We start from the raw sequence: 21,649 nt of genomic DNA on the forward strand, positions 1-21,649 counted from the left end.
TAAACCAGTGGTCAGGCGCTACTACGATCGCGTGCATAACAACGGGCGCACAGAAATTTCAGGCCTTCCCGAAGCGGATCGCGATGAAGGATGGATTGCCGAACGGCAATATGAGGTCCTGCGCGCGATTTCCGAAGTCGAGAAACGCACGCTCCTTGCCAATATTCTGGGCACAGCCCTGATCGTCGGCATTGCGCAGATGCTCCCCAACCGCACTGCTTTCCTGTTCCCTGCCCTGTTCCGGTTCATTGCGATCCTGCTAACCGCCATCGTCTACGAGCGTATGCGCAGGGAAATCAGTGCAAGCCGCTCGATCCAGCGCACGATTACCGCCGGCATGGCAGTCGGTGTGCTGGGCGGGTCGAGCTGGGCACTACTGCTGATGCCGCTGTTGCTTGAGCCTTCGACTCATCCTGCTGCATTCCTCGTGTTCGGCGGGATCATGATTTGCGTTTCGCTGGTCGTAACAAACACCTCCTCCACCCTGCATATCTGGGCGCCGTTCATATTCGCATTTCTCGCGACTGGCGGGATCGGTCTTGCCGCCGCACCGACCGACTTCGCGCTGGTCATGGGGCCGGGTCTGGTCCTCGTCTTTGCCGCCGTGTCGCTGTTCAGTTTCGGGGCGGCCAAGCAGCGCATTGTCGCTGCGGACATGCTGGTCCAGAACATGCGTCTGGGTGAGGAACTATCCGAAGCGCTTAGCCAGGCCGAATTTCTCGCCACACGCGATCCATTGACAGGGCTCTACAACCGGCGCGCTATTTTCGAGCACGAACTCCACGCCGAAGCCCTGTGCGATCCGGGCCACATGATGATCATCGACGTGGACCGCTTCAAACGGGTGAACGACAAATTCGGTCACGACAGGGGTGATCGCCTGCTTATCGCTATAGCCGCCTCGATCCGCGACGGCCTGCGCGAACTCGATGGCGATACCCACTTTGCAGCACGCCTGGGAGGCGAAGAGTTCGCCGTATTTATCGATGTTCCGGACGTTGACGATGCCATCGCCATTGCAGAGAAACTGCGCCTCAACATCGAAAATCTCGCCAGCGAAGAGAAGTTGCCTGTGGGGCTGGCCACAGCATCGATCGGCCTGTCAGCGCTGCGCAAGAACGAAACCGTCGGCGATGCCTTGCAACGGGCCGATGACGCACTCTACGAGGCGAAATCCGCCGGACGAAACCAGGTCTGCTACAATCCGGGGTGCCCGTACTCACTCTCCAGGCCCGCCGGACCGCACCGGCCAGAAACATGACCCATCGCCTTTTTGTCGCCATCCGCCCGCCCGAGGCCATTCGCGATGCGTTGATCGACCTTATGGACGGCGTCGACAACGCCCGCTGGCAGTACGAGGACCAGCTCCATCTTACGCTGCGGTACGTCGGTGAAACCGACCCCCACACAGCGGACGACCTTGTCGAGGCTCTCGCCGAGATCCGCATTGAGCCTTTCGAGCTTCGCGTGAGCGGGGTCGATTTCTTCGAACGCAAGGGCGTGCCACATACGCTGTGGGCAGGGATCGCGCCCAGTGAGCCCCTGCTGCGCCTGCAACGCAAGGTCGAGCGCGCCTGCACATCGGTCGGACTTGCGCCGGAAACGCGCAAGTTCGCGCCCCATATCACCATGGCCCGGCTCAATGCCTCCTGCGGTCCTTCGGCCCCGTTCCTTGCACGGAACACGGGGCTTTCGCTTGGACCGTGGCAGGTTGACGACTACATCCTGTATGAGAGCCACCTTCGCCCGCAGGGATCGCTTTACGAACCCATCGTCACTTATCGCTGCAAGGACCCATGAAGCGCGCATTGGCCACCAGATTGCCAGTTATTGCCGGGGCCTTTCTGGCCGCGGCCTGCTCGCCCGTTGCAGATACGCAAGCCGACGAGGATCCCGCGCGCCAACAATTGCTCGAAACGATCGAGGAAGTCGGGTCCGAAGCGCCGCCGGACGACTGCCTGCTCTACGTATGGTCCGGCGAAGAAGAGCCCGATATCGAATTCGACCGCGCCCACGATGTCGCGAAGGGCGGCGCGATCTCCTGCGCCACCGACACCAGCCCGAGCCGTTTCGAGGCCGCAATCGGCGCCTTGCGCGAAGCGGCACAAAGCGGCGACAAGGCCCGCCTTCTCGAGCAGCTGGGCATCCCGCTTCTGTACATCGACGAAGACGGTCGCCAGCAGGACCTCACCGAGGAACAGGTCGATGCGCTGTTCGACGACATTTTCGACGAGCGCATGCTCGAGATGCTGCGCAAGCTCGACCTGTCGCAAATGACGGTGGAAAAGGATCGCGGCGGCTTCTTCCAGCTCGGCACGCTGTGGCTGGTGGTCGGCGAAAGCGGCCGCCCGCAGGTCGTGACCGTCAACCGGCAAGCGCTCGTCGAAGCGGCAGAAACGGCCCGCGAGCAGACCGAACTCGGCCAGGGTCGAGACATCGAATAGCGCCCTGCGTAGTATAAAAGCGTCAAAGTCCTATCGATTGCCGGAATCGGTTGTATTCGGCGGCAAACCTCGGCAAATTCGGCGCGGATCGTAAATGCAGGGGTTGCATCATGAAAAGTTTGAATGGCGTCGCCACGATGGCGGCAATCGTGTCTCTGGGCGTTGGCTCGGCGGCAATCGCTCAGGATCGGCAGAGCCTGCCTCCCGTACCCGTCAAGGCAACACCGGCCCCGACGCAGACGACAGCTCCGCCGCCGGTCATGGTTCCGCCGCCACCGACGGTCGCTATCGAAAGCGAGGAAGAAACTCCCTCGCTGTTCGACACGCTGACCAAGTCGGCCAACACGCGCCTCGATCCCGAGCAGCGCGCACAAGCCCTCCTGGAAGACATTCCAGTGAATATCGCGGTAGAGCCGATGGCTCTCGCCGAAATGTTCACTCGCGACGAAATCCTGCACCGCTCGGTCGCCATCGATGTGCCGGTAAAACTCGCCCCGCAGACCGGTGACGAACCGACGGGCAATGTCTGGCATAGGGGCAGTGCGCCGAGCAACCGCCTCCTGCTCCAGACCAATGCGCGCGCAGCATCTGCCGCCACCGCAACGATGACCTGGAAGGACGGCAGCGTGTCGGACGTCGAGCTTTACGAAGCGCGATTCCGCTCCACCAAGGATCCTCGCAGCCTGACCTCGCTTAACGGCAAGGTCTATTGCGCCACGAAACTGAAAGCACCTACGGGCGAGGAAGATGCCTGCCTGATCGACCGCGATATGGACGGCACCTTCGATGAATATGCCTTCATCGCGGAACGGTCCGGCAAGTCGGTCCATGGCGCGGTCGTGCTGACCGCGGCTGTCCCCATGGTTACGCCGGCCCCCTATACCGTGCGTACCGAGGGCCTGCCGCAGCTCAAGGCCGAATGGACCACTTGCGGCAAGGACTGGGACCTTCCTTTCTACCAGCTGCGCCTTGCCAGGGACGAACACGGTGACGTTACCGACGGCGGCCGCGGTTCCTATTACGGCGATCCCTATTGCGCGAAGGCGACCACCTTCGAGAGCATGACGCCCGAACAGAAGGGTGCCCGCATCGCGCGCATGGGCCCCGCCGTTGCCGAAATCAGCTCCAAGAAGTCGGGCGCCGCAATCCAGATGCGCCGCCTGCTCAGCACCGATGAGCTCTATCGCATCGAAGCGCGCGACAAGTTCGCCCCGCTGAGCGTCGGCTTCGCGCCGCAGCAGGCCCAGCTTGCCGCCAACCAGGAACACGACCGCCTGCCCTACCAGAGCACGGGCGAAATCACCGCCGTCGAAGGCGAGTTCAAAGCGGGCGAGCCTTTCATCACCGCTGGCTTCCGCCACGGCTACACCGGTGTCGTGACCGAAGAAGTTAAGATCCGCACGCTGCTCTCGAGCCGTTCGGTCGAAGGCGGCCTGCCGGTATACGGCGTGCCTGCAAAGCGCACGGTTGTCACCTATGGCGGGTATGGCGGGGTCATTCCCGGTACGCCTGCGGTCGAACGCAACATCGATATCGATGTCATCTGGTGCCTGCCCACCCGTGAGGAAGTGCCCCTGGTGGACAAGCGCAACCGTCCGACGGGCAATTTCAAGGTCGAGTGGACCGCCACCTGCCTGCCCGACAACAATATGGGCCAGCACACGATCCTCAAGGACCAGTCGCCCGCTCTTGCCGTCCGCAGCATGCGCATGAACGTCGACATTTCGACCAATGACGGCCCGCCGCCGGTGGCCGAGCGTCCGACTGCCGATTTCGGAGCGCCGCTCTACTTCCGGTATTCGATCAAGGAAGCGAGCAAGAACCTCTATACGCTGACCGAAGAGGTGCTGCTGGGTGACGAAGTGACCTCAAGCACCGAAATCGTGATCATCAAGGATGAAGACGGCAAGGCGCTGATCGAGATCGGTGGCGGTTCCTACGCGCTGGAACCGGTGGGCGAAGCTTACAAGCTCACGCCCATGCTTCCGGTGCGCGAGGGCGAAGACGGTCGCATCAAGGGTCTGGATATCCAGGCGCTCATGCGCCGCCTGCTCCAGAACCTCGACCGCTAAGACAGCGTTCATAGCCAATAGCCCATTGTCCGCTGCCGACGAGAGTCGGCGGTTGGACGGGGTTTGCCTTGCGAAACGGGCGCAAATCCCCTCTAACCCCGCGCGTCGCACGCGTGGGGTTTTGGGCTTGTGCCTCGACACCCCTCGCCACCGCAGAAATATTGGAGAGAACATGAAGGCCCAAATCCTGGCCACCACCGCCGCCGCCGCCCTGCTTGCAGCTTGCAGCACAACCCCCGGAGGCGAAATGGACCCGCTTGCAGACGCAGAGGTCGAAAGCACCGTCATCATCCCCGAAGGCACCGGCTACTTCGCTTCGGACAGCACGCTGCCCTTCCTCGCGCCCGATTTCACCAAGATTTCGGAAGACGATTACCTCCCCGCTTTCGAGCAGGGCATGGCAATCCAGAAGGCCGAGATCGAGGCCATCAAGGCAAACCCGGCCGCGCCGACCTTTGAAAACACCATCGTCGCCATGGAAAAGTCTGGCCGTATGCTCGGCCGCGTTGCGCGCGTCTTTTTCGCGCTGACCGGCACGAACACCACCGACCGTCTCGACGAAATCAACACCGAGATCAGCCCCAAGCTGACCGCCCATGGTGACAGCATCACGCTCGATCCGGAGCTCTTCGCCCGCGTGAAGGCAGTCTACGACAATCGCGCCGCGATGACGATGACGCCCGAAGACGCGACCCTGCTCGAGAACACCTATGAAAGCATGGTCCACGCAGGCGCGCTCCTTACCGACGCCCAGCGCGAGCGCGTGAAGGCGATCAACTCCGAGCTCTCGACGCTGACGACCGAGTTCGGACAGCTTGCGCGTTCGGCCATGAACGACAATCCGGTCTTCTTCGACAGCCGCGAAGACCTTGCCGGCCTGTCGGACAGCGATATCCAGGCAGCTGCCGATCTCGCCGCCGAAAACGGCCAGCCGGGCAAGTTCGCGATCGCCCTGCAGAACACCACGCAGCAGCCGCTCCTGCCGGCGATGGAAAACCGCGACGCCCGCGAAAAGCTGTTCATGGCAAGCTACCATCGCGCCGATGGCCAGATGGACGTCGACACGCGCATGCTGATCGCCAAGATCGCCACGCTGCGTGCCGAAAAGGCTGCGCTGTTCGGTGAAGCCGATTGGGCAAGTTATGCCATGTGGGACCGCATGGCCGAAAAGCCGCAGACCGCGCTCGACTTCATGGAGCAGATGGTCCCCGCCCTCGCCGCCACGCAGCGTGCAGAGGCCGCCATGCTCAACGAAGCCATCAAGGCCGACGGCGGCGACTATGAAGTCAAGCCGTGGGACTGGTATCGCTATGCCAACAAGATCAAGGCGGACCGCTACGATCTCGATGAAGACGCGGTGATGGAATATTTCCAGCTCGACAAGGTGCTGGAAGATGGCGTGTTCTTCATGGCCAAGGAACTCTACGGCCTGACCTTCGAACGTCGTACCGACATCCCGGTCTACCACCCCGATGTGTGGGTCTACACCGTGTTCGACCGCGACGGATCGGAACTTGGCCTGTTCTACTTCGACCCGTTCCAGCGCCCGTCCAAGCGCGGCGGTGCGTGGATGAGCAACTTCGTCGACCAGAGCTACCTGTGGGGTACCAAGCCGGTGATCTACAACGTGCTCAACATCCCGAAGGCACCGGAAGGCGAACCGCAGCTGGTCAGCTTCGACTGGGTCAACACGGCTTTCCACGAATTCGGCCACGCGCTGCACGGCTTCTTCGCCGACCAGCGTTACGAGAGCCTCTCGGGCACCGCGACGGCGCGTGACTTCGTCGAATATCCCAGCCAGGTCCACGAAATGTGGGCCACCTGGCCGAGCGTTCTGTCGAACTACGCCGTCCACTACAAGACGGGCGAGCCGATCCCGGCCGAACTGATCGACAAGATCGAGGCCGCGGCCAAGTTCAACCAAGGCTACGACTTCGGTGAAGTCGTCGAAGCCGCCCTGCTCGACATGAAGTGGAGCGCGCTCAGCCCGGCTGAAGCGGCAGCCATCGACACGCCGGAGAAGGTCGATGCCTTCGAACGCCAGTCGCTGGAAGAGCTCGGCCTCGAGATCGATCTCGTCCCGCCGCGCTATCGCAGCACCTATTTCAACCACATCTTCAGCTCGCCCTCGGGATATTCCGCGGGCTATTACAGCTATCTGTGGACCGAGATGCTCGATCGTGACAGCCGCAAGTGGTTCATCGAGAACGGCGGCCTAACGCGCGCGAATGGCGATCACTATCGCGCCAAGGTGCTCAGCCGTGGCGGCACGATGGATTACTTCGAAATGTTCGAAAACTTCGCCGGCCGCGCGCCCGACGTGACACCGATGCTCGAAGCACGTGGTCTCACCGAGGGTGACCAAGCAGCCGACACCGAAGTGTCGGACGGCAAGCTGCCGGGCACCGCGGTCAACTAAGCCGCACGCTCACACGCTAATGAAGGGTCGGGCCGCGAGGTCCGGCCCTATTTCGTGGTCAGAAGAGCGTCTGCCTGAGCGGGACCTGCAGGCCCGCCTGCTGCGCGATCATGCCGATCCATTGGCCGACCTGTTCGATCTCCTCGCTCAGCTTTGCATCCTCTTCGGCTGGGGCCTTTTCTGCAAAGGAGCCGCCGAGCTTGGAGTGCTGCGAAAACACGGGACCGGTCGCGAGCGAGTGCGCGAGCCCATCGGGCGTCCCGATACCCGCAAGATCGAGAACCGATGCGATCGCCTGCTCGCGGTCCACATCGAAACGGTCCCCGTCGAGGACCCGCAGCCTGTCGCTGCTCACTCCCTGAACCTGCCCACCGAGATGGACCGTGAACCAGCGCTGGGCCAGGAACCACGCAAGTCCTGCGGCCTGCATGTCGCTCATGGCGAAATTCTCGCGCGCATCCATGCCGAAATCCATGCCGGCATAGCCCTGCATCTCGAGAAACAGCTGGCGGCCCCAACGGCGGCCCATGAGGCCCTTGCGCGCCACCGACCTCAGGAAGACCGGAAGGTCATTCGTCATCAGCACAGCCCGCGCATCGGGCCGCGCCTGAAGCAGCGCCGGCATGAGCATGTTCGCGTGATTGGTCGGCTTGACGAACACCGCCTCACCAGCCGTGTGCGGACGCGCCAGCAACGCGAGGATCGGGGCAATGAGTGCGCGCGCCGCATCGCCTGCATTGACCATGCTTGCGATGATGCCCGGCTCGTTAAGCCCCACGGAAACACCGGGCGCATCGAGTGCGCGAACCAGCAGCGTCGAACGGCAGAAAGCCGTGTGGAAGATGAAGTGCAGCTGGCCGCTTTCCGGCTTCATGGCGATCACCTCGTCCCACGAAGCCAGCGCCCTTCCCTCCGGACCCGGCTCGCGCTCGGCAAGGAAGCCCTGCGCAGAAAGCTCGTCCCGCTCGACACGGATGAATTCCACCATGCGTGCAGGGACATCGATCCGGTGCGGCAGCCAGCAGGGATCGCTTGCGATCGTATTCGTATCAGCCATGCGCCACGCCTAGCCCATTGCGCGCATGGTGCAAGGAAGCGCTATTGCTTACCGCGCCAGCCGAGCGAATTTCGATTGAGTTCGGCAAGATCCTCGTCGCCCGAAATGACTGCCTCTCCGAGAGCAATCGCACGCTCGAGCACCTCCGTCGGGGCATTGCTGTAGGCAGGCGCCGGAATCTCGTCGTTCCACTTCGCACCCAGCGCGTTGTCGAGCAGGATACGCATGAAGCAATGGTCCAAACGGACCGGCCAGCCGCGTTGCTCGGCAAGGCCGGGCATGCGCTCACGCGTCAGGGCAAACCATTGATCGACAAGATTTTCGCGACTCATGACGCCCTAACGCGTCAGGCCGTGACCAGTGCCCGCTTTCCGCTCTCCCCGACCCAGCTTGCCGCGACACCCCAGACATCGAGGATCGTCACATCGTCCAGCGCACTTTCTGGCCGATCATCGGCCACCAGTGCACCGCGATCGAGCACAAGCACCCGGTCGGCGTGGTTCATCGCATGGGCGAGGTCGTGGAGCACGAGGACGACACCTGCACCCGCGTCGGCTGCGCGGCGCAAGTGCCGGAGAAGATCGAGCTGGTGGCCCAGGTCGAGCGCTGCAAGCGGTTCATCGGCGAGGATCCAGTCGGGCTCGCCGGCGAGCACACGCGCAAGTAACACTCGCGCAGTCTCGCCACCCGAAAGCGATTGGGCACGGCGGTCGGCTAACGGTGCTAGATCGAGCGCTGCGAGCGCCGCATCGACAGGCTCGGCCAACTGGTCGCCATGCGGCATGCGGCCGAGTTGCACTAGTGTGCGGACCGACACGTCCCAAGCCACCTCTGCCGATTGCGGCAAGTAGCCGATACGCTTTGCCAGCCGTCTCGGCGGCAGGTCGAAAAGCCCGCTTCCGTCCAGCTCGACACTGCCGACATCCGGATCAAGCAAACCCGCCATGGCCTCGAGAAGCGTGGACTTGCCCGCCCCGTTCGGTCCGCAAATCGCCGTTATCTTTCCGGGCTGCAGCGCGCAAGTGACGTGCTTGAGGCGATCCCCGATGCTCAGCTCATGGGTCGACAGCATCAGATTGTCCCCTTCCGCATACGCACCAGCAATCCGAGGAAGAAGGGCGCGCCGAGAAGGCTGAGGGCAATACCCAGCCGCAATTCGGTCACCAGGGGCAGGACACGCACCACGCTGTCTGCCACAAGCACCAGCAATGCTCCTGCAAGCGCGCTCGGCACGATCAGCTGCGATGGCCGCCGGTCTGTCAGCGGACGAACGAGATGCGGGACGATCAGGCCGACGAAGCCGATGATCCCGGCAACGGCCACGCCTGCCCCCACGGTCAGGCCGATCCCCGCCACCAGCAGCCACAAGAGCCGGGTCGTATCGATACCGAGCGAACGCGCCACCGGCTCACCCAGCGTCAGCGCATCGAGAAAACGACCTGCGCGCCAGAGTACCACTATGCCCAGCAGGACGAGCGGCGCGGCGAGCCATACCTCCCGCCAGCTGCGGTCTGTCAGCGCACCGTTGAGCCACAGGACGATCTGGCTCATCGCAAAGGCGTTGGGCGCCATGCTGATCGCGAGCGCGGTCAAGGCGCCTGCGAGGCTCGCGACCATGAGACCTGCGAGGGTGAAAAGCGCGATGCCGCCGGTGCGGCCGGCAATCGCGGCGAGCAGTGCCATGGCAGAGGCGGCCCCGACCAATGCGAAGAGCGGCAGCAACCAGGCGCTTGTGGCATAGCCGAACCATAGGGCGATCACTGCGCCGAGAGCGGCTCCCGGGGCGATCCCGAACAGCCCTGGGTCGGCGAGCGGGTTGCGCAGGTATCCTTGCATCGCCGCGCCGGCAGCTCCAAGCCCTGCGCCTACGACGATTGCCAGCAACGCGCGCGGCAACCTCAGTTCTGCGACGATCAGGACCGCATTCGGCGTGCTCGCCGGATCGATCCAGACGCGCCCGGCTAAGAGCGAAAGCGGCAACGCCACCAGTACCAGGACGCCGAAAATCAGGGACGCGCGGTTCATGCCGAGCCCTCCCGGATTTCGGCCAGACGGCGCGCCGCCTCGATGATCGTGGGTCCACCGCAGTAAAGGAGCCGCGTATCGAGGGTCTCGCGGCGCATATCGGGCACGGCATCGAGAGCCGGATGCGACTGCCCCACCTCAGTCCCCGCGACCAGAAGCACCTGCGGCGGGTCGGCCATGACCTGCTCGAGCGACAGGTAATCTGCCTGCCCCATGCCGCGGCGGACTCCATAGCTGGTGAAGCCGGTCCTGCGCAGGAGATCGCTGACAAGAGACGCTTCGCCCGGGACGATACCGCCCGGTTGCCACAGCGCCACCTCGACAGGCTCGCCGGACGAAGCTGCATCTTCCAGCGCCTGCCGGATCTGCGCGACAAGCCGCTCGCCCGCCTCTGCGCGGCCTGCAAGCCCAGCAAGCTCGCGTATTTGGGCGATGCTCTCCTCTACCGTGGAAGCCGTTCCGAATGTGCGTACGTCGAGGCCAAGGTCGACCATCGCCGCCATGGTCGCAGGCGGGAGGAACGTGCTGGCCACGACCACATCGGGTTGAAGCGCCAAGACCTCCTCCACCGTACCACCGGTGGATGCGAAACGCGCCGCGTCGCGCGCCGCCATCGAACTGGAACCGGGATCCTTGCTGTAATGCGAGATCGCGAGGATCTGGCCGGGAGCAGCTACCTCGGCGAGGATCGCATCGGTGCAGGGATTGAGACTGACGATTGTGGGCCTCTCGCCAACCTGCTGCGCAGGAGCATCGTTGCCCGCGCAGCCCGCGAGCAGCAGCACCAAAGCCGCCATCAGCGGCTTCACATCTGGGCCCTCACTCCGGCGAAGACGCCTCTTCCGGCGGTCCCGTAGCCGCTGACGGTCTCGTATTCGATGTCAAAGACGTTTTCGACACGCCCGAACACCTCGAGATTGTCACCAAAGGGCATGGCCGCGCGCAGGTCGAGCAGTTCGTAGCCGTCGATCTGCGTGAAATTGCCCGCGTCGTTGAAACTGTCGCCCACGATCCGCAGGTCCGCGCCGAGCGACAGGCCGAAACCCGCCTCCCAATCGGCGAAGAGGGTTCCGAAGTGGCGCGGACGGCGGGCGAGTTCGAGGCCTGTCATGCGATCCTCCGCGTCGACGAAGGAATAGACACCTGAAATCCGCAGCGTGCCGACCACGTCGATGCCGGCTTCCGCCTCGATCCCCTGCGCACGCGCGCGCTCGGTATTGTCATATGTGCCGAACTGGCCGGGGCTGCAGGGCGACGGCAGCAGGCCGGTGCAGAAAACAAAGTCGATCAGGTCCTCGCTGTCACGGCGGAAACCGGAAAGCGCGAAGTGAGTGCCCGTACCGCGCTGGCCCTTCTCGATGCCGAGATCGAAACTGGTGCTGAGCTCGGGCTGGAGGTCGCGATTGCCGTAGTCGGAAAAGAGCTGGAACAGCGAAGGGGCCTTGAAACCCTCGCCGAAACTTGCCCGCAGGCGCCAGTCATCCTTCAGGCCATAGCTGACGTCGCCGCCAAAGCTGGTTTCGCTGCCGAAAAAGTCGTGGTCGTCGATGCGGCCCCCGGCGTGGACGGCAAGCTTGCCCAGCACCCAGCCGAGCTGGACATAGGCGCCCTGGATATTCGCCTGCGCAAAGCTGTCGAAGCTCGTTTCGTACTGGTTGCGCTGGTAGTCGTAGCCGAATGCGGCGGACAGGCCCCCGACAAGGCGATATTCGCCGCGCAGGTCCGCGCGTTCCATCTGGCCCTTGCTCTCGAAGCTGAGCGTGCCAGTGTCGGCGCGGTTGCTGCGATCGGTATCGGCGCGGCTGTAACGAGCGCGCAGCGTCAGGTCGGCTCCGTAATAAGTGAGCCCGATATCCCCCCAGTAACGCAGGGTTTTCTGTGTTTCAGCCGTGTCGGCCAAAGTGAAATTCGGTGCCGGGAAGCCATCGATGTCGAGCAGGCCCTCGCTCATGTTGAGATGGCCGGAAAGTTCGAGACTGTCGGCAATGTCGTAAAAGGCCGTGACACCTACAGCTATCTGCGAAAAGCCATCTTCCTCCGTGCCCGAGGCGGCGCTGGAGAAGCCGTCGGTCTCGTACCATGAACCGGTGAGACCGACGTAGAAATCATCCTCGCTCACACCGGCAAGCGCACTGGCGAACGCGGTCCCGCGCGAGCCGAGTTCGAGGCTGCCCTGCATACCGGTATCGGCGCGGGTCGAGATATCGATCACGCCGCCGATCGCGTCAGACCCCCAGATGGTGCTGTTCGATCCGCGCAGGACATCGATCTTGGACACAGTGCCGGTCAGCAGGCTGCCGAAATCGAAACCGCCCGCAGGCGAGGAAGGGTCGGCGACGGGAACGCCATCAATAAGGACGAGAACCTGCTCAGACCCGGCACCGCGCAGGTTCACCCCCGTGAAGGCGCCAGCCGGACCGTTGCGGGAAAAGGAAACGCCCGGCACCCGCTGGAGCGCACGGGTCGGGTCTGCGCCCTGAATCGAGACCAGTTCCTCGCGGTCGATGACGGTGACGGCCTGGCCGGTGTTGCGAATGTCCGTGCCAAGACCATTGGCCGTCACAGTGATCGACGGGACCAGCTGGTCCGCAATCGTGATCTGCTCGCCGCCATTGTCGGCGGGCTGTTCCGCGGGCCCCGTCGCATCCTGCGCAGCGAGGATTTCCGCCAGCGCATCCTCGGTGGAATCCTGCGCGAGTGCAGCGCCGGGAACTGCCGAGGCAGTCAGGAAAAACAGGTATTTATACACGAAACCTCCTATCATGAACGCATTGCCGTCCATGACGGGAGGGAGCGGAATTGCTCTCTTCCCCGCTTGCCATCGGTACACCCCGCCCGCGGCTGAACGACTGGTACAGGCAGGTCTCCTGGCTTTCCGGATCATCGCTCCCCCGCCGCCTTCCCGGCCCGAGGGCCAGTGGCATGTGGCGGGATCGCTCCCCGGTTACAGTTGCGGGGGCAGCCGCGGCATTCAATCGCGTTCCCTCTTAGGGGCCACTTGCGCAGCCCAACCCGTACCAATCCCTGCGCAATAGGCCCGAATGCCCGGCTCGGCAAGCTGGGCGCGCAATGATCGAAACCGAAAGCGCAACATTTACATTCTCTCAAGCATGAAGTGGAACCGATGTTTAGCGAGCGACCCGCTAGAGCCCTTCTCGTGAGCTGGCCGGGACGTTTTCCCGCCGAGACTTCGGGAGAACGCAAGACATGTCCGTCCACTTTGCTGCTGCACGTTGTACGACCCAGTCTCCTCTCGCGAGAGCCCTTGCCAAGCGACCGGTGGCACCTGCTGCCAATGACAATGCCGATCGCAACGTCGCCATCGACCAGTCGCTGCGAGACGCACTCCTGCATTTCGCCGAACACGGCCTCGATGCGGCAAATGACGCGGCCCGCAAGGCCAGCGACGCAGCTGGAGCGGGCTCGGACGACGAATACCGCCACTGGATCGGCATTTGCGGCAAGCTGGACGGCAGGCTCGCCAACCAGGTCGCATCACGCGGCAAGACCGCAGAAGACCTCCTCATCGGCTAACCAGACACTTTGCCCTCGCGGCAGGTGGAACCACTCGCGCACCTTATGCGTCCTGCTGGTAGAACTTCCGCCACTGCAGGACCTTATTGCTATTGCGAACTATTTGCAAAGATAGTTCCGGGGACCGCTTGATTCCGGTTGCAATCGTACCCGTGCGGGCCTAGGTCGCACCCCGAAACGCCGGGCGCGCGCACCCACGCGGGACGATTGCGCACGCCACATCGGTGGGAAACCCGGGTCCCGCGAAGCTCGTAAAGGACGCACACCCCCTATGGCACGCAAGAAGATCGCGCTCATCGGCTCCGGCATGATTGGCGGCACCCTCGCCCACCTCGCCGCGAAGAAGGAAATGGGCGACATCGTCCTGTTCGACATCGCCGAGGGTATGCCGCAGGGCAAGGCGCTCGACCTTTCGCAGTGCGGCCCGATCGAAGGTTTCGACGCGAAGATCACCGGCTCGAACGATTATGCCGACATCGCAGGCGCGGACGTCGTCATCGTCACCGCCGGTGTCCCCCGCAAGCCCGGCATGAGCCGCGACGATTTGCTCGGCATCAACCTCAAGGTGATGAAGTCGGTCGGCGAAGGCATCAAGAACAACTGCCCCGACGCTTTCGTGATCTGCATCACCAACCCGCTCGACGCGATGGTCTGGGCGCTGCGCGAGTTTAGCGGCCTGCCGCACAACAAGGTCGTCGGCATGGCCGGCGTGCTCGACAGCGCGCGCTTCGCCACCTTCCTTGCGTGGGAATTCGATGTGTCGGTGAAGGACGTAAACGCCTTCGTTCTTGGCGGCCACGGCGACACCATGGTCCCCGTCACCAGCTACACCACGATCAACGGCATCCCGGTCAACGACTTCGCCAAGATCAAGGGCGTGTCGGAAAGCCGCATCGACGAAATCGTCGACCGCACCCGCAAGGGCGGCGGCGAGATCGTCGGCCTGCTCGGCAACGGCTCGGCCTATTACGCCCCCGCCACCAGCGCGATCGCGATGGCCGAAGCGTACTTGGGCGACCAGAAGCGTATCCTGCCCTGCGCCAGCTATGTCGAAGGCAAGTACGGCCTCGACGGGCTGTATGTGGGCGTGCCCACGATGATCGGCGCAGGCGGCACCGAGGAAGTGATCGAGATCAAACTCTCGGACGAAGAAAAGAGCAACCTCAAGGTCTCGACCGACGCGGTCGAGGAATTGCTTGAGGCATGCAAGAGTCTCGACGAGAGCCTCAAATGAGCGCGGACTCTGTCGTCTTTGATCCCTCCGAAGCACCACGAGACGCGAAAGCTTGGCGTGAATGGTTCGAGAAGATTCAAGAAAGCGATCATCCCGAAGAGGGGGAATTCGATCGACTGAGCCCCGAATTGCGCGCTTGGTATGATGCGATGACCGCTCGATTTCCTGATTTTATCCGCACCGACACGAATAGCCCGAATGCCATGGATTACAGCCTTATGGGTTCCGCGATACTGTTCGATATGCCGCGCGGTCCGGGAGATTTTGGGGAAGCGGAAAAGCTGGCGAAGGAGCAAGCGCGGGCGCTTGGTCTTGGCACGTATGATATAATGTCGGATGACGGAAGAGAGGGACGTCATATCGTTTTTCCCGACGGTCCACTGGCCGATCTCCCCAAACCTCGATCATTTTTCTCCCGACTCTTCGGCAAAGCGTAGGACAAATCCAAATGAGCATCCTCGTAGACAAGAACACCAAGGTCATCACGCAAGGGATGACCGGCAACACCGGCACCTTCCACACGCAGCAGGCGCTCGATTACGGGACGCAGATGGTTGCGGGTGTGACCCCCGGTAAGGGCGGAACCGACCACATCGGCCTGCCGCAGTTCAACACCGTCAAGGAAGCCAAGGCCGAAACCGGCGCGACCGCTTCGTGCATCTACGTGCCGCCGCCGTTCGCGGCTGACGCCATCCTCGAGGCGATTGACGCCGAGATGGAACTGATCGTTGCCATCACCGAAGGCATCCCCGTGCTCGACATGGTGCGCGTGAAGGCCGCACTGCGCGGTTCGAACAGCCGCCTGATCGGCCCGAACTGCCCCGGCGTGCTGACGCCCGGCGAATGCAAGATCGGCATCATGCCCGGTTCCATCTTCAAGAAGGGCAGCGTCGGCGTGGTTTCGCGTTCGGGCACGCTGACCTATGAAGCCGTCCACCAGACCACCATGGTTGGCCTCGGCCAGACCACGGCTGTCGGCATCGGCGGCGATCCCGTAAACGGCACCAATTTCATCGACGTACTCGACCTCTTCCTCGACGACGACGACACCAAGTCGATCATCATGATCGGCGAAATCGGCGGCAGCGCGGAAGAAGAAGCCGCGGCCTTCATCAAGGAACAGGCTGCCAAGGGCCGTAAGAAGCCCATGGTCGGCTTCATCGCGGGCCGCACGGCGCCTCCGGGCCGCCGCATGGGTCATGCCGGTGCCATCGTTTCAGGCGGCCAGGGCGGCGCGGACGACAAGATCGCAGCGATGGAAGATGCGGGCATCCGCGTCAGCCCCTCGCCCAGCGAACTCGGCACCACGCTCGACGCGATGTTGAAGGAACTGGCGTAACCGCCAAGCGCTCCTTCTTCGAAAGGTACGAAAATGGGTAACGAGAGCCAGAACTTCCTGCCCGAAATGGGCGATCAGGAAGGTCCGCAGCAGGGCCCCAGCTGGGGCAATCCCAACTGGCTGCAGCAGGTGGTGGACAGCGACGCGGATCTAACCGCGGCGCTGGACCCCACGCAGATGCGCCTTGCGGTGAAAGCGGCAGCAGAAAAAGCCGGCAAGGCCACCGATCCCAAGGCGATCGAGCAGGCGGCAGACGACAGCATCAAGGCGATGCTGCTCGTGCGGCTTTACCGTGTCCGCGGACATCTGGCGGCCGATCTCGACCCGCTGGGCCTCTCGCACCGCGACGTACCCGACGATCTCAAGCTCGAATGGCACGGCCTTGCCGGGCAGGAAGCGCGCGAAGTCTATGTCGGCGGCGTATTCGGTTTCGAATGGGTCACCATCGGCGATCTCTACCGCGTGCTGCGCGAGACCTATTGCGGCAAGGTCGGCCTCGAATACATGCATATTTCGGACACGACCGAGCGTCGTTTCCTGCAGGACAAGTTCGAGACCCCCGAAGACACGATCCAGTTCACCGATGAAGGCAAGCGCGCGATCCTTGCCTCGGTGATCCGCGGCGAGGAATACGAGAAGTTCCTCGGCAAGAAATACGTCGGCACCAAGCGCTTCGGCCTCGATGGCGGCGAGAGCATGATCCCCGCGCTCGAAGCGGTGATCAAGTATGGCGGCCAGCTCGGCGTGCGCGAAATCATTTACGGCATGGCCCATCGTGGCCGCCTCAACGTCCTCGCGAACGTGATGGGCAAGCCGTACAAGGTCATCTTCCACGAATTCTCGGGCGGTTCCTCGAACCCCGACGATGTGGGCGGCTCGGGCGATGTGAAGTATCACCTCGGCACCAGCACCGACCGTTCATTCGACGGTATCGACGTGCACATGAGCCTCGTGCCCAACCCCTCGCATCTCGAAGCGGTGAACCCCGTAGTGCTCGGCAAGACCCGCGCGCAGCAGGCCATCCGCGACGATCTCAAGCAGCACGAGCAGGTCCTGCCGGTGCTGCTGCACGGCGACGCCGCCTTCGCGGGCCAGGGCATCGTTTGGGAGTGCCTCGGCTTCTCGGGCGTGCGCGGTTACAACACCGGCGGCTGCCTGCATTTCGTCATCAACAACCAGATCGGCTTCACCACGAGCCCGCAGTTCGCGCGCTCCAGCCCCTACCCCAGTGATGTGGCAAAGGGTGTCCAGGCCCCGATCCTGCACGTCAACGGCGACGATCCGGAGGCCGTGACCTTCGCCTGCAAGCTGGCCATCGAATACCGCCAGACGTTCGGCCGCGATATCGTGATCGACATGTGGTGCTATCGCCGCTTCGGCCACAACGAGGGCGACGAACCGAAATTCACCCAGCCGCTGATGTATGACGAGATCCGGAAGCACCCGCGTGTGAGCGAGCTCTACACCAAGCGTCTCGAGAGCGAAGGTGTTATCAAACCGGGCGATGCCGATGCGCTGCGCAGCGAATTCGACCAGCACCTCGAAGAGGAATTCGCCGCCGCCAAGGATTACAAGCCCAATGAAGCCGACTGGTTCGGCGGTCGCTGGGCGGGCCTCAACAAGCCGGCCGATCCCGAAACCGCACGCCGCAATGTCGAAACCGGCATCGACCAGAAGCTATTCGACAGCCTCGGCCGTACGCTGACCACCGTCCCCGACGATGTGACCATCCACAAGACGCTGGGCCGCGTGATCGATGCCAAGCGCAAGATGTTCGACAGCGGCGAAGGTTTCGACTGGGCGACCGGCGAAGCGCTCGCCTTCGGCAGCCTCGTCACCGAAGGTTTCGGTGTGCGCCTGTCCGGCCAGGACTCGGGGCGCGGCACCTTCTCGCAGCGCCACGCCGTCTGGATCGACCAGAAGGACGAGCGTAAATACATCCCGCTCACCACGCTGCCGCACGGCAAGTTCGAGGTCTATGACAGCCCCTTGAGCGAATATGGCGTGCTCGGCTTCGAATATGGTTTCGCCATGGCCGACCCGAAGAGCCTCGTGATGTGGGAAGCGCAGTTCGGCGATTTCGCCAACGGTGCCCAGATCATGATCGACCAGTTCATCGCAGCTGGCGAAGTGAAGTGGCTGCGCGCGAACGGTCTCGTGATGCTTCTCCCGCATGGATATGAAGGCCAGGGTCCCGAACACAGCTCGGCGCGTCTCGAACGCTTCCTCCAGCTGTGCGCGAACGACAATATCCAGGTCTGCAACATCACCACGCCGGCGAATTACTTCCACGTGCTTCGCCGCCAGATGCTGCGTCCGTTCCGCAAGCCGATGGTCATCATGACCCCGAAGTCGCTGCTGCGTCACCCGCTGGCGAAGTCGACGGCGGAAGAGTTCATGGGCGATCACCACTTCATGCGGATCAAGTCCGACATGACCGAGATCGACGACACGAAGATCAAGCGGCTCGTCCTGTGCAGCGGCAAGGTCGCCTATGACCTCATGCAGCGCCGCGACGAAGCGGAACTGAAGGACGTGTCGATCGTCCGCATCGAACAGCTCTATCCCTTCCCGGGCGAACCGCTGGCCGTGCGCCTCGAGCGCATGACCAATCTCGAAGAGATCGTCTGGTGCCAGGAAGAGCCCAAGAACAACGGTGCATGGTTCTTCGTCGATCGCCTGATCGAGGAAGCGGCAACCAAGGCAGGCAAGGACGGCATGCGCCCGACCTACGCCGGCCGCGAAGTCGCCGCGTCACCAGCAACCGGTTTTGCCAGCCGCCACCAGGTCCAGCAGCAAGCGCTCGTGAATATCGCGCTCGGCCTGAACGGCGGCACGAGCAACTGATCGAGGCCCGAAGAGGAAAGCAATCACCATGGCCACTGAAATCAAAGTCCCCACTCTCGGTGAAAGCGTCACCGAAGCTACCATCGGCGAGTTCCTCAAGAACGTCGGCGATGCCGTGGCAGTGGACGAACCCATCGTCAGCCTCGAAACCGACAAGGTCGCTGTCGAGGCGCCCTCTCCCGTTGCCGGCGTGATCAAGGAGTTCAAGGTCGAAGTCGGCGATACCGTCGAAGTTGGCGCCGTTCTCGCGATCATCGAAGAAGGCGCCACGGGCGCTGCCACCGGCGAGGAAGCCGGTCGTGCTGCCGAACAGCGTGAAGAGGGAAAGGAAGAACGCGCCGAAGCGGCTTCTTCCGACGCATCGCAGACGCTTTCGCCAGCCGTGCGCCGCGCCGTCCTTGAGCACGGGGTCGACCCCTCCACCATCAAGGGCACTGGCAAGGACGGGCGCCTGACCAAGGAAGATGTGATTGCTGCAGCCAAAGCCAAGGGCGACACGCAAGCCCCGGCTCCGGCAGCCTCGGCTCCCGCCCCGGCACCTGCCGCCACCGGCGAGCGCCGCGAGGAACGCGTCAAGATGACGCGCATGCGCCAGACGATCGCCAAGCGCCTCAAGGGCGCGCAGGACAACGCCGCGCTGCTCACCACCTTCAACGACGTAGACATGAGCGCCGTCATGGAAGCGCGCGCGAAGTACAAGGACATGTTCGCCAAGAAGCACGACATCCGTCTCGGCTTCATGGGCTTCTTCGCCAAGGCCGCTTGCCTTGCGCTGAAGGACGTACCCGCGGTGAACGCTTATATCGAGGGCGACGAGATCGTTTATCACGACTACGTCGACATCTCGGTCGCCGTCTCGGCCCCCAACGGCCTCGTGGTCCCCGTCATCCGTGACGCGCAGGACAAGGGCTTTGCCCGCATCGAAAAGGACATCGCGGACTTCGGCAAGCGCGCCAAGGAAGGCACGCTGACCATGGAAGACATGAAGGGCGGCACCTTCACCATCTCCAACGGTGGTGTGTTCGGATCGCTCATGTCGACCCCGATCATCAACCCGCCGCAGAGCGCCGTTCTCGGCCTCCACCGCATCGAAGACCGCCCGGTCGTCGTCGACGGCGAAATCGTCATCCGCCCGATGATGTATATCGCCCTGTCCTACGACCACCGCCTGATCGACGGCCGCGAGGCGGTCACCGCACTGAAAATCATCAAGGAAGCGATCGAAGATCCGACCCGGATGCTGATCGACCTCTGAGGAAAGACACATGGCTGAATACGACTACGACGTCCTCGTCATCGGCGCTGGCCCGGGTGGCTATGTCGCTGCAATCCGCGCTGCGCAGCTGGGTCTGAAGACCGCTTGTGCCGAAAGCCGCGAGACGCTGGGCGGGACCTGCCTCAACGTGGGCTGCATTCCCTCCAAGGCGATGCTGCACGCATCCGAGTTCTACGACGCTGCCGCGAACGGCGCGATGGCCGACATGGGCATCGAGGTCGCTCCCAAGCTCAATCTCGACAAGATGCACGCCCAGCGCCGCGATGCGGTAAAGAGCCTGACCGGCGGGATCGAATTCCTGTTCAAGAAGAACAAGGTCGACTGGAAGAAAGGCCGCGCCACCTTCCAGGATGCGCACACGGTCAAGGTCGGTGACGAGACGGTCACCGCCAAGAACGTGATCATCGCTACCGGTTCTTCGGTCACTCCGCTGCCCGGTGTCGAGGTCGATAACGACAATCACGTAGTGGTCGATTCCACCGGCGCTCTCGAGCTGCCCAAGGTGCCGAAGAAAATGGTCGTCATCGGTGGCGGCGTGATCGGGCTGGAACTCGGCTCGGTCTGGAACCGCCTCGGCGCCGAAGTGATCGTGGTCGAATATCTCGACAAGCTGCTGCCCGGCATGGATGATGATGTCCGCAAGGAAGCGGCCAAGATCTTCAAGAAGCAGGGCATGGAACTCAAGCTCAAGACCAAGGTCACCGGTGTGACGGTCAAGGGCAAGAAGGCCACGCTGACGCTCGAACCCGCTGCCGGCGGCGACGAAGAGACGCTGGAAGCCGATTGCGTGCTCGTCTCGATCGGCCGCAAGCCGAATACCCAGGGCCTCGGCCTCGAGAACATCGGTCTCGAAACCAACCAGCGCGGCCAGATCGAGATCGATCACGACTTCCGCACCGCCGTCGACGGCGTCTGGGCGATCGGCGACTGTGTCCCCGGCCCGATGCTGGCGCACAAGGCCGAAGACGAAGGCATCGCCTGCGCCGAGAATATCGCGGGACAGACCGGCATCGTGAACCACGACATCATTCCGGGCGTGGTCTACACCTGGCCCGAGTTTGCCGGTGTCGGCCTGACGCAGGAAGAAGCCATCGAAAAGATGGGCGGCGACAAGTCGAAGATCAAAGTCGGCAAGTTCCCGATGATGGCGAACAGCCGCGCAAAGACCAATCACGAACCCGACGGCTTCGTGAAGGTCATCGCCGAAGCCGAAAGCGACCGCGTGCTCGGCGTCTGGTGCATCGCCAGCGTCGCCGGCACGATGATCGCGCAGGCAGCACAGGCCATGGAATTCGGCGCTACATCCGAAGATATCGCCTACACCTGCCACGCTCACCCGACGCACTCGGAAGCGGTCAAGGAAGCCGCCATGGCGGTACAGGGCAAGCCGATCCACATCTGA

At 63.1% G+C, this 21,649-nt stretch carries 18 protein-coding genes and 1 riboswitch; of the genes, 12 read left to right on the forward strand and 6 right to left on the reverse strand.

Annotated features, from left to right (window positions below; translation table 11 throughout):
* Nucleotides 1-7: 7 nt before the first annotated feature.
* From K3136_RS02400 to K3136_RS02420, 5 genes are all read left to right on the forward strand, one after another.
* A complete protein-coding gene (locus K3136_RS02400; protein ID WP_221431338.1) occupies nt 8-1,261 on the forward strand; it encodes a GGDEF domain-containing protein in 1,254 nt (417 codons plus the stop codon).
* A complete protein-coding gene (gene thpR, locus K3136_RS02405) occupies nt 1,258-1,800 on the forward strand; it encodes an RNA 2',3'-cyclic phosphodiesterase (RefSeq protein ID WP_221431339.1) in 543 nt (180 codons plus the stop codon). Before K3136_RS02400 ends, thpR begins: the two co-directional genes overlap by 4 nt.
* The gene (locus K3136_RS02410; RefSeq protein WP_221431340.1) at nt 1,797-2,444 is read left to right on the forward strand and encodes a TDP-N-acetylfucosamine:lipid II N-acetylfucosaminyltransferase; all 648 of its coding nucleotides are present in this window, start codon (nt 1,797-1,799) and stop codon (nt 2,442-2,444) included. The genes thpR and K3136_RS02410 overlap by 4 nt, the downstream gene beginning before the upstream one ends.
* A 110-nt stretch (nt 2,445-2,554) precedes the next feature.
* The gene (locus K3136_RS02415) at nt 2,555-4,516 is read left to right on the forward strand and encodes a hypothetical protein (protein ID WP_221431341.1); all 1,962 of its coding nucleotides are present in this window, start codon (nt 2,555-2,557) and stop codon (nt 4,514-4,516) included.
* Between the two features lie 172 nt (nt 4,517-4,688).
* Nucleotides 4,689-6,935 carry a M3 family metallopeptidase gene (locus K3136_RS02420; RefSeq protein ID WP_221431342.1) on the forward strand — a complete coding sequence of 749 codons (2,247 nt, stop codon included), beginning with the start codon at nt 4,689-4,691 and terminating at the stop codon, nt 6,933-6,935.
* 58 nt (nt 6,936-6,993) lie between these two features.
* Here the strand turns inward: K3136_RS02420 and K3136_RS02425 are convergent, their stop codons facing one another.
* From K3136_RS02425 to K3136_RS02450, 6 genes are read right to left on the reverse strand one after another with little or no spacing between them, the layout of a single operon-like run.
* The gene (locus K3136_RS02425; RefSeq protein WP_221431343.1) at nt 6,994-7,992 is read right to left on the reverse strand and encodes a hypothetical protein; all 999 of its coding nucleotides are present in this window, start codon (nt 7,990-7,992) and stop codon (nt 6,994-6,996) included.
* Between the two features lie 41 nt (nt 7,993-8,033).
* Nucleotides 8,034-8,324, reverse strand: coding sequence for a GCN5-related N-acetyltransferase (locus K3136_RS02430; RefSeq protein ID WP_221431344.1), 291 nt, complete (start codon nt 8,322-8,324; stop codon nt 8,034-8,036).
* Nucleotides 8,325-8,338: 14 nt separating this feature from the next.
* Nucleotides 8,339-9,064 carry an ABC transporter ATP-binding protein gene (locus K3136_RS02435; RefSeq protein ID WP_221431345.1) on the reverse strand — a complete coding sequence of 242 codons (726 nt, stop codon included), beginning with the start codon at nt 9,062-9,064 and terminating at the stop codon, nt 8,339-8,341.
* The gene (locus K3136_RS02440; protein ID WP_221431346.1) at nt 9,064-10,017 is read right to left on the reverse strand and encodes a FecCD family ABC transporter permease; all 954 of its coding nucleotides are present in this window, start codon (nt 10,015-10,017) and stop codon (nt 9,064-9,066) included. Before K3136_RS02440 ends, K3136_RS02435 begins: the two co-directional genes overlap by 1 nt.
* Nucleotides 10,014-10,826 carry an ABC transporter substrate-binding protein gene (locus K3136_RS02445; protein WP_247711406.1) on the reverse strand — a complete coding sequence of 271 codons (813 nt, stop codon included), beginning with the start codon at nt 10,824-10,826 and terminating at the stop codon, nt 10,014-10,016. Before K3136_RS02445 ends, K3136_RS02440 begins: the two co-directional genes overlap by 4 nt.
* Nucleotides 10,823-12,766, reverse strand: coding sequence for a TonB-dependent receptor plug domain-containing protein (locus K3136_RS02450; protein WP_221431347.1), 1,944 nt, complete (start codon nt 12,764-12,766; stop codon nt 10,823-10,825). Before K3136_RS02450 ends, K3136_RS02445 begins: the two co-directional genes overlap by 4 nt.
* Before the next feature lie 91 nt (nt 12,767-12,857).
* Nucleotides 12,858-13,048: riboswitch (cobalamin riboswitch) on the reverse strand.
* Between the two features lie 248 nt (nt 13,049-13,296).
* Here K3136_RS02450 and K3136_RS02455 point away from each other — a divergent pair.
* The 7 genes from K3136_RS02455 to lpdA all read left to right on the forward strand — a co-directional run bounded on the left by K3136_RS02455 (nt 13,297) and on the right by lpdA (nt 21,649).
* Entirely contained in the window at nt 13,297-13,551 is a 255-nt protein-coding gene (locus K3136_RS02455) for a hypothetical protein (protein ID WP_247711407.1), read from the forward strand.
* Between the two features lie 271 nt (nt 13,552-13,822).
* Nucleotides 13,823-14,785, forward strand: a complete 963-nt coding sequence (mdh, locus tag K3136_RS02460) for a malate dehydrogenase (RefSeq protein WP_221431349.1) — start codon at nt 13,823-13,825, stop codon at nt 14,783-14,785.
* A complete protein-coding gene (locus K3136_RS02465) occupies nt 14,782-15,222 on the forward strand; it encodes a hypothetical protein (RefSeq protein ID WP_221431350.1) in 441 nt (146 codons plus the stop codon). The genes mdh and K3136_RS02465 overlap by 4 nt, the downstream gene beginning before the upstream one ends.
* An 11-nt stretch (nt 15,223-15,233) precedes the next feature.
* Nucleotides 15,234-16,124: a succinate--CoA ligase subunit alpha gene (sucD, locus tag K3136_RS02470; RefSeq protein ID WP_221431351.1), complete on the forward strand. Its 891-nt coding sequence runs from the start codon at nt 15,234-15,236 to the stop codon at nt 16,122-16,124.
* A 33-nt stretch (nt 16,125-16,157) separates the two neighbouring features.
* The gene (locus tag K3136_RS02475) at nt 16,158-18,971 is read left to right on the forward strand and encodes a 2-oxoglutarate dehydrogenase E1 component (RefSeq protein WP_221431352.1); all 2,814 of its coding nucleotides are present in this window, start codon (nt 16,158-16,160) and stop codon (nt 18,969-18,971) included.
* Between the two features lie 28 nt (nt 18,972-18,999).
* Nucleotides 19,000-20,226 carry a 2-oxoglutarate dehydrogenase complex dihydrolipoyllysine-residue succinyltransferase gene (gene odhB, locus K3136_RS02480; RefSeq protein WP_221431353.1) on the forward strand — a complete coding sequence of 409 codons (1,227 nt, stop codon included), beginning with the start codon at nt 19,000-19,002 and terminating at the stop codon, nt 20,224-20,226.
* Between the two features lie 10 nt (nt 20,227-20,236).
* Nucleotides 20,237-21,649, forward strand: coding sequence for a dihydrolipoyl dehydrogenase (lpdA, locus tag K3136_RS02485; RefSeq protein WP_221431354.1), 1,413 nt, complete (start codon nt 20,237-20,239; stop codon nt 21,647-21,649).

The sequence above is a fragment of the Qipengyuania gelatinilytica genome, from assembly GCF_019711315.1.
GTDB lineage: Bacteria > Pseudomonadota > Alphaproteobacteria > Sphingomonadales > Sphingomonadaceae > Qipengyuania > Qipengyuania gelatinilytica.

What these genes read in the sequence shown, in the direction of transcription:
- K3136_RS02475 (WP_221431352.1), top strand. Translation starts at nt 16,158, where the DNA reads ATGGGTAACGAGAGCCAGAACTTCCTGCCCGAAATGGGCGATCAGGAA.
- K3136_RS02410 (WP_221431340.1), top strand. Translation starts at nt 1,797, where the DNA reads ATGAAGCGCGCATTGGCCACCAGATTGCCAGTTATTGCCGGGGCCTTT.
- K3136_RS02430 (WP_221431344.1), bottom strand. Translation starts at nt 8,324, where the DNA reads ATGAGTCGCGAAAATCTTGTCGATCAATGGTTTGCCCTGACGCGTGAG.
- K3136_RS02465 (WP_221431350.1), top strand. Translation starts at nt 14,782, where the DNA reads ATGAGCGCGGACTCTGTCGTCTTTGATCCCTCCGAAGCACCACGAGAC.
- thpR (WP_221431339.1), top strand. Translation starts at nt 1,258, where the DNA reads ATGACCCATCGCCTTTTTGTCGCCATCCGCCCGCCCGAGGCCATTCGC.
- K3136_RS02435 (WP_221431345.1), bottom strand. Translation starts at nt 9,064, where the DNA reads ATGCTGTCGACCCATGAGCTGAGCATCGGGGATCGCCTCAAGCACGTC.
- K3136_RS02415 (WP_221431341.1), top strand. Translation starts at nt 2,555, where the DNA reads ATGAAAAGTTTGAATGGCGTCGCCACGATGGCGGCAATCGTGTCTCTG.
- K3136_RS02420 (WP_221431342.1), top strand. Translation starts at nt 4,689, where the DNA reads ATGAAGGCCCAAATCCTGGCCACCACCGCCGCCGCCGCCCTGCTTGCA.
- sucD (WP_221431351.1), top strand. Translation starts at nt 15,234, where the DNA reads ATGAGCATCCTCGTAGACAAGAACACCAAGGTCATCACGCAAGGGATG.
- K3136_RS02440 (WP_221431346.1), bottom strand. Translation starts at nt 10,017, where the DNA reads ATGAACCGCGCGTCCCTGATTTTCGGCGTCCTGGTACTGGTGGCGTTG.
- lpdA (WP_221431354.1), top strand. Translation starts at nt 20,237, where the DNA reads ATGGCTGAATACGACTACGACGTCCTCGTCATCGGCGCTGGCCCGGGT.
- mdh (WP_221431349.1), top strand. Translation starts at nt 13,823, where the DNA reads ATGGCACGCAAGAAGATCGCGCTCATCGGCTCCGGCATGATTGGCGGC.
- K3136_RS02425 (WP_221431343.1), bottom strand. Translation starts at nt 7,992, where the DNA reads ATGGCTGATACGAATACGATCGCAAGCGATCCCTGCTGGCTGCCGCAC.
- odhB (WP_221431353.1), top strand. Translation starts at nt 19,000, where the DNA reads ATGGCCACTGAAATCAAAGTCCCCACTCTCGGTGAAAGCGTCACCGAA.